At 44.3% G+C, this 14,254-nt stretch carries 15 protein-coding genes and 1 pseudogene; 10 read left to right on the plus strand and 6 right to left on the minus strand.

Annotated elements, in window-relative coordinates:
• The first annotated feature begins 123 nt into the window (after window positions 1-123).
• The 3 genes from BpJC4_RS09340 to BpJC4_RS09350 all read left to right on the plus strand — a co-directional run bounded on the left by BpJC4_RS09340 (window position 124) and on the right by BpJC4_RS09350 (window position 3,230).
• Window positions 124-885 (plus strand): SDR family oxidoreductase, encoded by a 762-nt coding sequence (locus BpJC4_RS09340; RefSeq protein WP_151679700.1) that lies wholly within the window; start codon window positions 124-126, stop codon window positions 883-885.
• Window positions 886-1,084: 199 nt separating this feature from the next.
• Window positions 1,085-1,984, plus strand: a complete 900-nt coding sequence (locus BpJC4_RS09345) for an ABC transporter ATP-binding protein (protein ID WP_151679699.1) — start codon at window positions 1,085-1,087, stop codon at window positions 1,982-1,984.
• Window positions 1,977-3,230: an ABC transporter permease gene (locus BpJC4_RS09350; RefSeq protein WP_151697801.1), complete on the plus strand. Its 1,254-nt coding sequence runs from the start codon at window positions 1,977-1,979 to the stop codon at window positions 3,228-3,230. The genes BpJC4_RS09345 and BpJC4_RS09350 overlap by 8 nt, the downstream gene beginning before the upstream one ends.
• 341 nt (window positions 3,231-3,571) lie before the next feature.
• Here BpJC4_RS09350 and lepB read toward each other — a convergent pair whose 3' ends face one another.
• The 4 genes from lepB to BpJC4_RS09370 all read right to left on the minus strand — a co-directional run bounded on the left by lepB (window position 3,572) and on the right by BpJC4_RS09370 (window position 5,945).
• Window positions 3,572-4,120 carry a signal peptidase I gene (gene lepB, locus BpJC4_RS09355; RefSeq protein WP_151697802.1) on the minus strand — a complete coding sequence of 183 codons (549 nt, stop codon included), beginning with the start codon at window positions 4,118-4,120 and terminating at the stop codon, window positions 3,572-3,574.
• Window positions 4,121-4,575: 455 nt separating this feature from the next.
• Window positions 4,576-5,406 carry a hypothetical protein gene (locus BpJC4_RS09360; RefSeq protein WP_151697803.1) on the minus strand — a complete coding sequence of 277 codons (831 nt, stop codon included), beginning with the start codon at window positions 5,404-5,406 and terminating at the stop codon, window positions 4,576-4,578.
• Window positions 5,407-5,416: 10 nt separating this feature from the next.
• Window positions 5,417-5,602 (minus strand): DUF8096 family protein, encoded by a 186-nt coding sequence (locus BpJC4_RS09365; protein WP_151679695.1) that lies wholly within the window; start codon window positions 5,600-5,602, stop codon window positions 5,417-5,419.
• 25 nt (window positions 5,603-5,627) lie between these two features.
• Complete coding sequence (locus BpJC4_RS09370) at window positions 5,628-5,945, minus strand: PRD domain-containing protein (RefSeq protein ID WP_151679694.1); 318 nt, start codon at window positions 5,943-5,945, stop codon at window positions 5,628-5,630.
• On the opposite strand from BpJC4_RS09370, the gene BpJC4_RS09375 reads away from it, so the two are divergent.
• The 6 genes and pseudogenes from BpJC4_RS09375 to BpJC4_RS09400 all read left to right on the plus strand — a co-directional run bounded on the left by BpJC4_RS09375 (window position 5,919) and on the right by BpJC4_RS09400 (window position 11,389).
• Window positions 5,919-6,458 (plus strand): PTS transporter subunit EIIC, encoded by a 540-nt coding sequence (locus tag BpJC4_RS09375; protein ID WP_216643716.1) that lies wholly within the window; start codon window positions 5,919-5,921, stop codon window positions 6,456-6,458. The genes BpJC4_RS09370 and BpJC4_RS09375 overlap by 27 nt on opposite strands.
• A 30-nt stretch (window positions 6,459-6,488) precedes the next feature.
• Window positions 6,489-6,650 carry a hypothetical protein gene (locus BpJC4_RS16325; RefSeq protein WP_216643717.1) on the plus strand — a complete coding sequence of 54 codons (162 nt, stop codon included), beginning with the start codon at window positions 6,489-6,491 and terminating at the stop codon, window positions 6,648-6,650.
• A gap of 32 nt (window positions 6,651-6,682) precedes the next feature.
• A complete protein-coding gene (locus BpJC4_RS09380; RefSeq protein ID WP_253718619.1) occupies window positions 6,683-7,009 on the plus strand; it encodes a PTS sugar transporter subunit IIA in 327 nt (108 codons plus the stop codon).
• Between the two features lie 572 nt (window positions 7,010-7,581).
• Window positions 7,582-7,974 (plus strand): annotated as a pseudogene (locus tag BpJC4_RS09390) (nitroreductase family protein); the annotation flags it as partial.
• A gap of 149 nt (window positions 7,975-8,123) precedes the next feature.
• Complete coding sequence (locus tag BpJC4_RS09395; protein ID WP_151679691.1) at window positions 8,124-9,464, plus strand: C1 family peptidase; 1,341 nt, start codon at window positions 8,124-8,126, stop codon at window positions 9,462-9,464.
• A 113-nt stretch (window positions 9,465-9,577) separates the two neighbouring features.
• The gene (locus tag BpJC4_RS09400) at window positions 9,578-11,389 is read left to right on the plus strand and encodes a M3 family oligoendopeptidase (protein WP_151697804.1); all 1,812 of its coding nucleotides are present in this window, start codon (window positions 9,578-9,580) and stop codon (window positions 11,387-11,389) included.
• A gap of 145 nt (window positions 11,390-11,534) precedes the next feature.
• Here BpJC4_RS09400 and BpJC4_RS09405 read toward each other — a convergent pair whose 3' ends face one another.
• Both BpJC4_RS09405 and BpJC4_RS09410 read right to left on the minus strand, forming a co-directional pair.
• Entirely contained in the window at window positions 11,535-11,771 is a 237-nt protein-coding gene (locus BpJC4_RS09405; RefSeq protein ID WP_151679689.1) for a hypothetical protein, read from the minus strand.
• A 204-nt stretch (window positions 11,772-11,975) separates the two neighbouring features.
• Window positions 11,976-12,770 carry an IclR family transcriptional regulator gene (locus BpJC4_RS09410; protein WP_151679688.1) on the minus strand — a complete coding sequence of 265 codons (795 nt, stop codon included), beginning with the start codon at window positions 12,768-12,770 and terminating at the stop codon, window positions 11,976-11,978.
• A gap of 280 nt (window positions 12,771-13,050) precedes the next feature.
• Here BpJC4_RS09410 and BpJC4_RS09415 point away from each other — a divergent pair, with 280 nt between their 5' ends.
• Window positions 13,051-14,244 carry a thiolase family protein gene (locus tag BpJC4_RS09415; protein WP_151679687.1) on the plus strand — a complete coding sequence of 398 codons (1,194 nt, stop codon included), beginning with the start codon at window positions 13,051-13,053 and terminating at the stop codon, window positions 14,242-14,244.
• Window positions 14,245-14,254 lie beyond the last annotated feature (10 nt).

Genomic DNA, 14,254 nt, shown 5'->3' on the forward strand with positions numbered 1-14,254 from the left:
TAATTGTGACCGGAGTCCTATAAAACCGAAAAAAATGATTGGTAATAGCGTGCAAATGTAATATAATAAAATTATGCACTTGTACTAAATTTTGTAAACGCATTCAATAAAGGGTGAGGGATCATGGGAAAACTGGATGGAAAAGTTGCTGTAGTGACTGGCGCTGCATCAGGTATGGGGAAAGCGATTGCGATTTTATATGCAAATGAAGGTGCAAAAGTCGTCGCTTCCGATCTTAATTTAGAAGGTGTGCAGCAGACTGTTTCCGAAATTGAATCAGCCGGAGGTGCGGCTGTTGCCGTTCAGGCCAATGTCGTAAAAGAAGAAGATGTGCAAACCATGATCGATACGGCAGTGAAAACATATGGTACGCTTGATATCCTCGTAAACAATGCCGGCATTATGGACAACATGGTACCGGCGGCGGATCTCACGGACGCCTTATGGGAAAAAGTTTTCGCCGTCAACACAACCGGGCCGATGCGGACAATAAGAAAAGCGCTTCCGATTTTCCTTGAAAAAAGGGGCGGTGTCATTGTGAATGTTGCTTCGGTCGGCGGCTTGTTCGGATCCCGGGCCGGTACTGCGTATACTGCTTCAAAACATGCTGTGGTCGGATTGACAAAAAGTGTTGGCTTCCAATATGCACCAAAAGGCATCCGCTGCAATGCCATTGCGCCGGGCGGGGTGGAAACAAACATTGGAACGACGATGAGCGAGCCGAACGCGTTCGGGATGGAGCGGGCAATGGCCGGCATCGGGCTCAACCCGAGAACCGGAAAGCCGGAAGAAATTGCAAAGATTGCGCTTTTCCTCGCTTCCGATGATTCCTCGTTCGTTAACGGCACCGTTATCACGGCAGATGCCGGATGGACAGCATATTAATGAACCATGTGTAAATGCCGCATATCAAAGGCAGCTGAAAAAGGATAACACGCACAAATATAAAGCGGTGGGACCATTTCAATGGAGCAAGCCCGCCGCTTTTCTTTTTTTCAATGGTCTGTTTGCTATGCGGCCTTTTTTATGGAACTTTTTCTGCCGGTTTACGTATGTAGAGAGAAGGTAAAGGAGGCGAAGGATTATGTCCTTGAAGCTGGAGCACGTGACCAAAAGATTCGGTGATTTTACAGCCGTAAAAGACTTATCTTTAACCATTCCCGATAAAGAAATTTTTGGCTTTTTAGGAGCGAACGGAGCCGGGAAAACGACCACTTTCCGGATGATCTTGGGCTTGTTAAAACCAAATGAAGGCACAATCACCTGGAACGGGAAAAAGATCGATTACAATGTCAGCCCGCATATCGGGTATTTGCCGGAAGAAAGGGGATTGTATCCAAAATTAAAAGTAAAGGATCAACTTGTTTACCTTGCGAGATTACGGGGGATGCGCAAGCAGGATGCACTGAAAGAATTAAAATATTGGCTCGGACGGTTTCATGTCGAAGAATACTTCGATAAACGCGTGGAGGAACTTTCAAAAGGCAATCAGCAGAAGATCCAGTTTATCGCCGCAGTTATACACAAGCCGAAACTGCTCATACTGGATGAGCCTTTCAGCGGGCTTGACCCGGTTAATGTCGAGACCTTAAAAGCAGCCGTTTGTGAACTGCAGGATAGCGGGGTAACGATTGTTTTTTCAAGCCACCGGATGGAGCATGTCGAAGAACTTTGCCAGCACTTGTGCATTATGCATCATGGAAGTCCGGTTGTTCACGGCGGGTTAAAGGAGATTAAGCGCGCATTCGGCAAGAAAAATGTCATCATCCATGCTGACTTTGACCTCGAATTTTTACGTACTTTCTCCGGCGTTGCAAAATTTAAGCAAACGGCTTTGGGGGCGGAACTGCAAATTGACCGGGAAGAAGCCGCGCAGGAAATTTTAAATGAAATCAACGGGAAAGGTTTTATCCGCAAGTTTGCGCTTGAAGAACCGTCTTTAAATGATATTTTCATAGAAAAGGTAGGGGCTTCCTATGAATAAGTTCGGCATTTTGCTCGGGCATACTTACTCGTCCAAATTAAAATCGAGATCCTTTATCATCACGACTGTTATTTTGCTAGCCGCTGTCATCATCATGGGCAACATGAGCCGGATTATCGATTTTTTTGCGGGTGGCGGCAAGCAGGAAAAAATTGCTGTGCTCGATCAAACGAACATGCACTACGGGCTGTTGAAACAGCAACTGAAAGCTATTGACAAAGATATACAGCTTGTTCAAACGGAAAAAAGCGAAAGCATATTGCGTCAAGAGGTCTTAAGCGGAAAATATAAAGGATATCTTGTTCTGTCGCTTGATGCGTCCCGTATGCCAAAAGCGACATATAAAGCCCCCGACTTGGCTGATACCGGCATCACGGACAGTTTGGAGCAGGCTTTGCAGGCTGTAAAAGGGAGTATGGTGGCTGCCGAATTGAAGCTTTCCCCAAGCCAGCTCGCTCAGTTAAACAGCCCGGTATCTTTTAAAAGCGTGAATCTCAAAAGCGAAGCAAAATCCGAGGAAGAATTGGCGCAGGCAAGGGGACTTGTTTATATTTTACTGTTTGCCATTTATTTTGCTGTGATTTTTTATGCGAGCGCAGTCGGAATGGAAGTGGCGACGGAAAAAGCATCGCGTGTCATGGAAATTTTAATTTCAAGCGTATCTCCTGTGCAGCAAATGTTTGCGAAAATTCTCGGCGGCGCTTTGCTCGGGTTGACACAGATGGCCGTTCTGCTTGCATCAGCCTATTTTTCAATCAAACAAAATCTCGACAATTTAACCGGGGGCTTTTTTGATGTATTTGGTTTTTCCGATATAAAGGCATCAACAATTGCGTATGCTGTTGTGTTTTTTGTACTCGGGTATCTGCTGTACGCGACTCTTGCGGCACTGCTCGGTTCGCTCGTCAGCCGGATTGAAGACGCGCAGCAAATGATGATGCCGATGACGTTTCTAGTGATGATCGGCTTTTTCCTTGCGATGGCAGGCCTTGGCAATCCTTCAGCAGGCTACATCACTGTGCTTTCTTATGTGCCGTTTTTTACTCCGATGCTGATGTTTTTGCGTGTCGGAATGCTTGATTTGCCGGTTTGGGTGGGCATCTCAGGAGCGGCGGTGCTGGTAGTAATGATTATTCTGATGGCGGCGGAGGGTGCGCGTATATACCGCGGCGGGGTTCTGTTGTATGGAAAAAGCAATTCATTGAAAAACATTAAGAAGGCGTTGCAAATGTCGAAGGTGGACTAAATCGCCCCTTTGTTTGAATTTTCCCTTTTAAGGGTAAAATGAGCATAACAATACAGTTCTCGCAGAGGGGAGAGTCTTACCTTGGGAAATTTCACCAGATCGAAAAAAATCGTCTTCAGCTCGATTATCGGTTTTTTAGTCCTGGTCATCGTTTTGAGTTACTTTATTTGGTTCAACAAGTGATGCTGAGTTTCACCTACAATCCGGGAGGCTTTCCCGGATTTTTTCATGGCTGGACAGGATCAGCAGAATCCAGCGGAGAAAATAATTGTCGAAATAGCTTAAAAAGGGCTCCCCTTGGCCGGTTTTCCCGGCTTTTTGGGCAACCCCTTCATTACGCTTTATTTCGGCATCCCGAGATCTTTCAACGGGTAATACGACAGCTCAACTTTTCCGACCACCGATTTGGCCGATATAAATTTAAACATCCGGCTGTCTTTGCTGATCCGCCGGTTGTCGCCCATGACGAAGAACGAATCTTTCGGCACAGTGGATTTTCCGGTAATTTCTTTCAGTGTGAAATCCCCGGTTAATTTGCTCCCTTCTTCTATATTTGCTTTGTTTTGTTTTAAATACGGCTCTGCATACGGATTGCCGTTAATATACAGGGTATCATTTTTTATCTCGAGGCTGTCGCCGGGAAGGCCGATCACCCTTTTGACATAATAAGCGTCTTCATCCGGTGCATGAAAAACGATAATATCAAACCGGTGAATTTCCCCCACTTTGCTGACAATGACTTTTTCATGATTGGCCAAGGTCGGCGACATCGATTCCCCGTAAACGGTAACTGGGCTGAACAAAAAATGCCGGCAGATCCCAGCGAGCACCAATGCTGCGGCAAATGTGGCCCAATAGGAAAAAGCCCCTTTTAACAATCGTTCAAGCATGCGGTTGCCCCCTTACTGCACCATTGTTCTTTGTATTAGTATATCATGTATTTTGAATGCTTAGTAAAATAAATCTTTCTGAAACAGTTTTTTAAGGGTATAATGGCAAAAATATTTCATGGAAAGGGGCAGTGGGGCTGCTGAGTTCGGTTTTGGCAGTCTCATCAAGCTCTTTTTACAGGCAAAGGGATATGCGTAATTTGCTTAAAGGCATGTTGCGGCAAGAATTTTAGCAAAGCTGTCATTTATGGAGCATGTAAAGATGAAATGGGGTGATGATTTACAGCGAATGATCCATATGAAGCCATACGACCAAAAGGAGAAAAAATTTTACAAATGGGCTTTACGAAAACCTGGAGACCATTTGTAAAAAAATCTTTCATTGTGCAACGGTTGTCCGCCCTGATATCCAGAAACTGTAAAAAAGTGGTTTTCATATGCGTGCAACCCGACACCTAGTCTATCCCAATCTTTAAATAACATCGGTCATCAAAAGAAATCCTGCCGTTTTCAATGCCCTTTGTCGAAATGATTTTTTTGTAGCAAAGCGGGTCTTCCGCCAGTGCCTCCTTTAAATAACGTTCTGTTGCCGCTAAATCAGGGAATAGTTCAGGATATCCGTCGCTGGCAAGCACGACTTCTTGGACACCGGCCGGAACGGGTATTACTTTAGCATCTTCCATTTTATACCCGAATCCGCTGATCGTTGAATACGAAAAAGGTGAATCCATTTCGGAATTGAGGAATGCCTGCTGCATGTGCAAAAGCGGCTGGATCGCGCTCCGGCCGCCGTCTTCGTCCAGAAACTCTGCTTCCGTTTTTCCATTCAACAGCGCATATTCAATATAATATTTCCTGACCATACTGATCAGCCGGTCGACCGGTTTAAAGTTCGTATACCGTTTTCCGGCAAATGCCTGGCAGTCGCCGAACAGCCAGATTTGACGGCGGTATCTGCTGTACGCGGCCATGCTTGCCGCCGGAATTTTGTTCGGATCTTTTTGCATTTCTCCAAGCAGTCCGCGTGCTTTATACTGCTCGTATAAATGCGATTCAATCAGCCGGACAAACGCTTCAGAATCCAAATCCGGATTCTCTACGGATTCCACTGCCGCTTTGATTTGTTCGGCAATGAATTTTCCCGTTGCCATGCCGTCAATAACAAGTGCACTTTTCGCCGTAGCGCCGTCAATCACTGCGGCAAAATGTTCCGTGACAATCCATGCATCCTCGCAAAGCAGCGGGTCCGCCGTTTTTCCCTCTAAAAATACCTCTAATATTTTCATGGATATGCTCCTAGATGCTTTTTTTCATTCCGCACCGGCGGCATTCACGCAGGAACACACCATGTTTGACCGAAGATTTAAAATGGCTGTAGCCGCAGTTATCGCAGCGTCCCGGATGGATATCGGGCATTTCCTTGTAATCATATACAATGCTCGTATCATAGCCCTTTGTTTCATAATCTTTTTCTTCGCTCATCGATACTCACCCCGGTACAGAATTTCTATACATAAGGATACCACATTTTTCGGATACCGGGAAAAAATGTACAATTGGCAATACCTTTTCCTTTGTAGTAATGGTCCAAATTATCTTTATGAATTAATTTCGTTCCAAGCAGATGGATGATGATGTAATCTATTTCCGATTCCGGAAATTCCAGGCCTGTCAACTTTTCCACTTCGTAAACAATTTCTTCGGCGACCATTTTTTCAAACGGATATTTTCCAGATAATCCGTGCTCAAGCGTTTCGATGACAAAACCTTCTTTAATCCTTTTGCATGCGATCGTAATATGGGCGGCCAGATTACGCAGGGAAATATCCGAAACTTCGAGTCGATGTTTGGCGCAACATTGCCGGCAACATTGATCATTACCGTCTTTGAAGCTTTACTCTGGAGCTTCGGGATCCACGGTTCGAACGTTGTCGGCGGTATCATGCAGCCGATCTGGTTGGCATTAACAGCCGACAACGCAGCAGCATTCGCAGCAGGAAAAGCACTGCCGCACATTGTAAACTATCAATTTTATTCAAACTTTATGAAAATCGGCGGCTTCGGCGGCACGTTCGGCTTGGCCTTGCTGCTTTTGTTCGCGTCGAAATCGAGCCAATATAGAGCATTAGGAAAACTAGCCATCGTACCTGGGTTCTTTGGAATCAACGAACCAATTATCTTCGGGATGCCGATCGTATTAAACCCGATCATGATCATTCCGTTTATCCTTACACCGCTTGTATTGTGCGTCGTTGCATATTTTGCAATGGCATCTGGTTTGGTTCCGTACACAAACGGCACAAACATTCCATGGACAACCCCGCCGGTCATCGCATGATTCCTTGTCAGCGGCTGGAGAGGCGCAGTGTTGAATGTTGTCCAAATCTTTATCTCAATGGCGATTTACTATCCTTTCTTTAAAACGGCAGACCGCTTGGCATATAAAAACGAACAGGAAGAAGCTGAAGCCCAAGCTCAAGAAAAAGCAAAAGAAGTAGGTTTCAGCGGCCAGCCGGAATTGCAAGATTAATAAAATGACGAACGAAGGGTGTGACACTCATATTGGAACAAGAACAAATGACAGATATGAATATAATTGGATTTCAGATTATCAGTAATGTCGGCATGGCCAAAAGCTTGGTGATGGAAGCGCTCTATGCGGCAAAAGACGGGGGCTTTGAATTGGCGGAACAAAAATTGCAGGAATCCTGGCAATATTTCGTCGAAGGGCACAAAGTCCACTCTTCCTTGATCCAGCAGGAAGCAAGCGGTAATAAAGTAGAATTCTCGATGCTCTTCATGCATGCCGAAGACCAGCTCATGAGCGCCGAAACCATTTCGGAACTGGTAAAAGAAATGATTGAGATGTACAAAAGGTTAGAAAAATAAAGAATTGGTTGGTGTTATTCCAAAAAAAGAAAACCCGTCGGGAGGATTGCTTCTTCTACGGGTTTTTCTTTGTCCCGATGCAAAAAGTGAGGCCCTCTGTTCCCTGTTTTTTCTGCCTTTCGCTGATTTCCCGTACCTTACCGCTGATATTTTTGAAGTTACCATTGATTTTTAAGAGAGGTCCGCCGATTATTCTATAGTTTCTGCTGATTCTACGTAAAGGGATGGGGATACTGTCGTTGTCATCCCAGTTACTTCAAAGTACTCTTAATTAGGATCCGCTTAAAACAATCCATCGTGATCAGCATAATAAGAAAAGATAAGATTTTGAAACTGAAAAGTTGATGAGACAATATTATATATTGATTCTATGCACATTCTATTACTTTTTTCTTTCCATCGGCTAAAATAAAAATATGTGAAAAAGTTCAATTTTAACTCTCAAAAGATGGAGTGCTGGCGGAAATAACGGATTATTTGATAAACGGAAATCGGTTCGGATGTTTACAGATCAGGAAGTGCTGAAAGAACTTTTACTGGGAAGTGTTGGATGATGCGAAAAATCTCCGTCATGGGCTAATTCGCAGCCGTGGGAAGTGTATGTCGCGGCCGGAGAAGTGATGGAAAAGCTGCGTGATGCTTATCTAAAAGCTTATGATGCAAGTGAACCGCAGGATGATTCAGATATGCCGAAACCGACCGGCTGGCCGGAATCGGTCTAGGAACAGATGAACCGTACTTATGAAAAAATCAAAGGGAAAGCGGGCATCCCGCCGGAAGAACGGCGGAGAAATAATTTCAAATTTTTCAATGCACCGGTTGCGGCCTTTATCTGCATCGATCGGGATTTAACAGAATGGTCAATGCTTAATGCCGGTATTTATGCAGGAAATATGATGCTGGCTGCAGCAACGCACGGTCCATCAGCGGATTTTGATCGGCATTATGATCGGGTACGAAGGTAATGGCCATCCGCTGAACCGCGCCTTTGGAGGAAGATACTCACATCAAAGGAATTTAAAGGATACTCCTTTCCTTTCCAAACTGCAAAATAGTCTTTCTTACAGAATTGGGCGTATAATGGAAAGGAACACAAATGAAAGGGAGCGTTTATATGGCAAGGGAAATTACGCCGGGGATGGCGGAAAGCTTTTCCAGACAAATCCGTGAAGTACCGCAAAGCAAAGTGATCCGGGATGCGGTCATGAAAAACGGGATCAAGGCCGCAACGATCAACAATGATTCGTTCGTGTCCATGAATCACGTATTCTCGCACGAAATTGAAACCGGAAAAGTAACGAACCAGAAGCAAAGTGGCCGCTGTTGGATGTTTGCGGCCTTAAACACGTTTACCCACAAATTAAACGCACAGTTCAAATTAAAAGACTTCGAGCTTTCGCAAAACTATACATTTTTCTGGGACAAATTCGAAAAAGCCAATTACTTTTTGGAAAGCATTATTGAAACGGCAGATGAGCCTTTGGAAGGTAGGCTCGTTTCCTGGCTGCTTGCAACCCCGCAGCAGGATGGCGGACAGTGGGATATGCTCGTTTCGTTGATTCAAAAGTACGGCGCCGTACCGAAGCAGGTCATGCCGGAAACATACAACAGCAGTAACTCACGCGAACTCAACCCGCTTTTAAACGCCAAGCTGCGCGAAGATGCGATGGTTCTCCGCAAAATGTATGCGGAAGGCAGATCGGAAGAAGATTTGCGGCAGGCAAAAACAGGTATGCTTGCTGAAATTTACAAGCTGCTCGTCTTTACACTTGGTGAACCGCCAAAAACATTTGATTTTGAATTCCGGGATACCGACAAAGTTTTCCACCGGGAACAAGGCATCACACCGCAACAATTTTTCCAAAAATATGTCGGGTTTGCACTCGATGATTACGTCAGCATCATCAATGCGCCGACAAAAGACAAACCGTTCGGGAAAACATATACGGTGCAGTATCTTGGCAATGTCATCGGCGGAAAACCAATCAAGTATTTAAATGTGGATATGGAAACTTTTAAAAATCTCGCGATCCGGCAACTCAAGGACAACCGCAGCGTCTGGTTCGGCTGCGATGTAGCGGAGTCTTCAGACCGGAATGAAGGGATCATGGACACAGCCCTTTATGATGTTGAAATAGCGTTTGGATTTCCATTCGGGATGTCAAAAGCGGAACGCCTCGACTACAAAGACAGCGTCATGACGCATGCGATGGTGTTAACAGGCGTGAATCTCGTGGACGGCAGGCCGAACCGCTGGAAAGTTGAAAACAGCTGGGGCGAAAAAGTCGGCAAAAACGGCTACTTTGTCATGAGCGATGCATGGATGGACGAATATACGTATCAAATTGTCGTCGATAAAAAATATCTTCCGGATGAATTGCAAAAAGCCTGGGAACAGGAACCGATTGTCCTAAAACCATGGGATCCGATGGGTTCATTGGCTTGGATGAAATGAGAAATTAATCTACAGGTGCGGTCTTCCAAAGGCCGTACCTTTTTTGGATGAATCCATATTGGTATTTTTTTCATAACCTTGTAAAATGGAATCAAGAAAGGAGCTGTCATCCGATGAAATATATCGATACATGGGATTTGGATGCTGTTATTCCCGGCGGCACGAAATCCCCGGAACTGCAGAAAAAATTGCAGGGAATTAAAGATGAAATTGGAGAATACGAAACCTTGCTGAATGCATGGGATTTTTCAAAAGACCCTTCTCCGGAGCCGTTTAAGGCAATCTTGAAAAAAAAGGAAGAGATCGGAAAGGGGCTCGGGCAGTCCGCGACGTTCGTGCAAATGTGGCACGATGCCTACATGGATGATGCATACGCGAATGTTGTTATGGGGCAGGTCATGGATTTGTTCAGCGAAATGCAAAAGCTGTCCACGACATTTCAGAAAAAACTTGTTTCCATCCAGGATGAAGATTGGAAAAAGTTTTTGCAGGACAAGGAATTAAGTGAAGTTTCCTTTGCCCTCAATGAAACACGCGACGAAGGGAAACGCCTGTTGTCGGAAGAAGAGGAAAAACTTATTGCAGATTTGAACCAGGACGGCTTGGCAGGGTGGAGCCGACTGTACGATACAACCGTTTCCACCATGACGATCCCGTTTACGGATAAAGAAGGAAAAACGACGGAATTATCGGTCGGCCAGGCGATGAACCGGATGTATTCCGACCCGGATCCAAAAGTGCGCAAACAGCTGTTTGAAAACTGGGAAGCGGCCTGGGAAAAATATGCCCCGATTTTTGCTGATACGATCAACCACTTGGACGGCTACCGGATTACGCTGCAAAAAACCCACAACCGGGAAAGCTTCCTGGATGAACCGTTGGAATATAACCGCATGTCGAAAGAAACGCTTGATGCGATGTGGAAAGCAGTTGCCGAAAACAAGCAGCCGTTTATCAATTTTTTAAACCAAAAAGCCAAAATTTTCGGTATGGAAAAATTGGGCTGGCAGGATGTTGATGCACCGGTTGCACTCGGGGATATGAAACCGACCCGCTTTACATATGACGAAGCGTGCGATTTTGTCATTGAAAATTTCGCTTCTTTCGGCCCGAAATTAGCATCGTTTGCCAAACATGCGCTGGAAAACCGCTGGGTGGAGGCGGAAGACCGGCCGAATAAGCGCCCGGGCGGCTACTGCACGAATTTGCCGGAGTTTGAGGAATCGCGGATTTTTATGACTTTCACCGGCTCCATAAACGATGCGAGCACTTTGGCGCATGAGCTCGGCCATGCTTTCCACAGCCATGTGATGCGCGATTTGCCGCAATTAAACCGCGAGTATGCCATGAATGTTGCTGAAACGGCGAGCACTTTTGCGGAAACGATCATCGGCAATGCAACGGTCGCGAACGCAAAATCGAAGGAAGAAAAAATTTCGCTATTAAATGCGAAACTGGAAAATGCCACCGCGATGTTTTTAAACATCCATGCGCGCTTCCTGTTCGAAAAAAGCTTCTATGAAGAGCGTACGAAAGGCGTTGTATCTAAGCAAAGGCTGAATGAACTGATGGTGAACGCGCAAAAAGAAGCGTACTGCGACTCTTTGTCCGGCTACCATCCGCATTTCTGGTGCAGCAAACTCCACTTCTTTATTGACGACGTGCCGTTCTACAACTTCCCTTACACGTTCGGTTATTTGTTCAGCCTTGGTATTTACGCCGAATACTTAAAGAACCCGGACGGCTTTGAAGACAAATACATCGCCTTGCTCCGCGATACCGGACGGATGAAAGTAGAAGATTTAGCCATGAAGCACCTTGGCGTAGACCTGACAAAACCGGACTTTTGGGCAGCCGGGATTGAAATCATGGCAAAAGACGCTGAAGAATTTATCCGACTGACGGATGAAGTAATGAATTCATAAATTGTTTTGAATTACCTTTCATAGCAAGCGTATGAATGACATATTGCTTCTAAATATTGTGAAACTTGCCCTTCATTCTGCCCGTATTTGGAAAAAATGCCGGAATTGGTATAAAAAGGGGTGGGGGCTGTTGTAAAAGCCTTTTTTAAACAAGAAAACCCGCCGAAATAAAATATTTTTCCCAACGGGTTTTCGCCATTTCCGGATTTTCTTTCTGAAGCAGGCGGTTCTTTTCCGCTTGCTTCAGAAAGTGATGGGCTTGGTAACCAGCCCGAATGCGATGCTTACCTTGGCCCGGCCCCCGAAAGCAGACGCACCTGAGCAGGGAGGTCCGCGACGTATGCTGAGCAACACGCATTTCGCGATTATCAACAATGTTCAATAACACAACCTTGCATTTAAAAAAGGGGGTGCCCCTAGGTCAGTTTACTGACTTTTAGGACAACCCCTTATGTTTAAATCGAAAAAATGTCTTTAAACTGAATGAAGGACTAAAAAGCTTGATTTTCCAATTGGAACAACCCTTCATCAAGCAAATGAAAGACAGTTTGCAAATAGACATGATGAAAAGAAACTTTACAATTGATCAAAGGCAGGGTTTTCTCCCGCCGATTGCTTCTGTTATTTTTTCTGACGCTTCTTTTAATTTCTCCCCGCAGAAAGAAATATGTTCTTCACTGACCATTGAAGCAAACCCGATACAAGCAATTACCATTGTTACGTCGCCGTGAGGGCCGAATATCGGTGCAGCGACACCAAAAACATCACGTGTGTGTTCCCCATAGCTTACTGCATACCCCTTTTTCCTTACCTCATTTAAAGATTCTACAAAAGTTTTCACATCTGTAATAGATTGATCAGTAAATTGTTTAAAGCTTACTTTTTGGACTATTTTTTTCATTTTTTCTTTTTGAGTAAAAGCTAAGTAGCATTTGCCAAAAGAAGCACTGGTTAAAGGGAATTGCTGTCCTAATTTAACAGTCACCTGAAATGGATTATCAGGGAGATCAGCCTCTTCTTTGGCTATGTACATTAAACGGTTATCAGATACAGGTTCAAGCAATACACTCGTTAGCCGGGTTTGTTCATTCACCCACTTAAGATAAGGCCTGGCAAGCCTAAGGTAATTAATAAATTCTGAAGCCCTGGCACCCAGAACAATTAGATTCGATCCGAGATGATATTGTTTGGATTCTTCATCATACGAAACATAACGAAAGTGATGCAGTACCTTTAAAATTCTATGGCAAGTACTTTTATTTATATCTAAATTCTTAGAGATTTGGGACAAAGTACGTTCCTTTGTTGTGTAGCGGCTTAAATATTCCAGAATTTTAATGGCTGTTTCAAGAGCAGGAACTTCAGACTTATAATTTTCCATTAAGCGTTTCTCCTTTATCAGTAGGCACTTTAGCTTTCGTTCATTTTAGAATTTCACTTTGTGATTTGTCAACTCATATTATTGAGTTTATATTGCCTTAATATTTATAATGCTGAATTTACAAAATTTTCGTTGACAATAGAATTTGTTCATTGTATAATCGTTCCGTGTAAGGTACATAGTTCCATATATGGAATATCTTGAATTCTACTCAATCTGTATTTGACGGAAATATTATTACCTTACAAAATGAAAGCCTTTTCTTTTAGGAGGGTGAAAGTTGAGAAGTGTTGTTATTGTGGATGCTGTGAGAACAGCAGTAGGAAGAATGGGAGGCAGTTTAAAAAATGAGGAAGCAGATTTTCTTGCAGCGGAAGTCATCAGAGAAGTCACATCCCGAACAGGTTTAGAAAAGAAAAAAGTGGACGAGGTGATATTCGGGCAGGCGAAACAAAGTGCAGATACGCCCAACCTTGCAAGATTGTCTCTATTGCGCGCGGGATTTCCGGTGGAGGTTCCAGGATATACAGTACATAGGCAATGCGGATCAGGACTCCAGGCTATCAATAATGCGGCTTTGCAAATTATGTGCGGGTTATCTGATGTAATTATTGCCGGCGGTGCAGAGTCTATGAGTACTGCACCATTTTATATTCGAAACGTACGATACGGATTGGGATCAGGAAATAGTGAGATCATTGATCCTAATACAGAAAGCCAGCCACGGTCACAACCAATTGACATCTATGGAAACCTGACGATGGGATACACTGCCGAGATTTTAGCTGAAAAGTACGGGATTACAAGAAAAGAGCAGGATGAATTTGCGTTGCGCAGTCAAAAACTAGCACTACAGGCAATACGCAGCGGACGATTTCAAAAGGAAATAGTCCCCTATGAAATCAAAGATCGGAAGGAAGTAAAGATCTTTCAAGTAGATGAACATCCGAGAGAAACAAATTTGGAAAAACTGGGCAATTTAAAACCAATATTTAAAGAAAACGGAACAGTTACTGCAGGAAATAGCAGCGGGAGAAATGATGGAGCGTCAGCCGTTTTGTTAATGTCGGAGGATGCAGCGCGACAGCAGGGATTCAAACCTAAAGCGAGGATTGTAGCACATTCTGTTTCAGGAGTCTCACCGGAAATCATGGGGATTGGACCGGTTCCGGCTGTTAAGAAGGCGCTATTTTCCGCAGGGCTCTCTTTAGATGAAATAGGGTTGATTGAATTAAATGAAGCGTTCGCAGCCCAGGCTTTATCTGTGATTAAAGAACTCAATTTGGATATGGAACGGGTCAATGTCAATGGAGGGGCCATTGCACTAGGGCATCCTTTAGGCGCAACAGGGGCTATTTTAATGACGAAACTAATATATGAAATGGAAAGAAGAGGTGAAAAGTACGGATTGGTTACCCTCTGTATTGCAGGTGGGCAAGGTATTGCAACGATTGTAGAAAATATGCAGATATAAAGGAGGCTGA

Origin of the sequence: Weizmannia acidilactici, from assembly GCF_008974185.1 — a bacterium.
Classification (GTDB): domain Bacteria; phylum Bacillota; class Bacilli; order Bacillales; family Bacillaceae_C; genus Weizmannia; species Weizmannia acidilactici.

What these genes read in the sequence shown, in the direction of transcription:
- BpJC4_RS09350 (WP_151697801.1), top strand. Translation starts at nt 1,977, where the DNA reads ATGAATAAGTTCGGCATTTTGCTCGGGCATACTTACTCGTCCAAATTA.
- BpJC4_RS09395 (WP_151679691.1), top strand. Translation starts at nt 8,124, where the DNA reads ATGGCAAGGGAAATTACGCCGGGGATGGCGGAAAGCTTTTCCAGACAA.
- BpJC4_RS09410 (WP_151679688.1), bottom strand. Translation starts at nt 12,770, where the DNA reads ATGGAAAATTATAAGTCTGAAGTTCCTGCTCTTGAAACAGCCATTAAA.
- BpJC4_RS09360 (WP_151697803.1), bottom strand. Translation starts at nt 5,406, where the DNA reads ATGAAAATATTAGAGGTATTTTTAGAGGGAAAAACGGCGGACCCGCTG.
- BpJC4_RS09345 (WP_151679699.1), top strand. Translation starts at nt 1,085, where the DNA reads ATGTCCTTGAAGCTGGAGCACGTGACCAAAAGATTCGGTGATTTTACA.
- BpJC4_RS09340 (WP_151679700.1), top strand. Translation starts at nt 124, where the DNA reads ATGGGAAAACTGGATGGAAAAGTTGCTGTAGTGACTGGCGCTGCATCA.
- BpJC4_RS09365 (WP_151679695.1), bottom strand. Translation starts at nt 5,602, where the DNA reads ATGAGCGAAGAAAAAGATTATGAAACAAAGGGCTATGATACGAGCATT.
- lepB (WP_151697802.1), bottom strand. Translation starts at nt 4,120, where the DNA reads ATGCTTGAACGATTGTTAAAAGGGGCTTTTTCCTATTGGGCCACATTT.
- BpJC4_RS09375 (WP_216643716.1), top strand. Translation starts at nt 5,919, where the DNA reads ATGGGCGGCCAGATTACGCAGGGAAATATCCGAAACTTCGAGTCGATG.
- BpJC4_RS09400 (WP_151697804.1), top strand. Translation starts at nt 9,578, where the DNA reads ATGAAATATATCGATACATGGGATTTGGATGCTGTTATTCCCGGCGGC.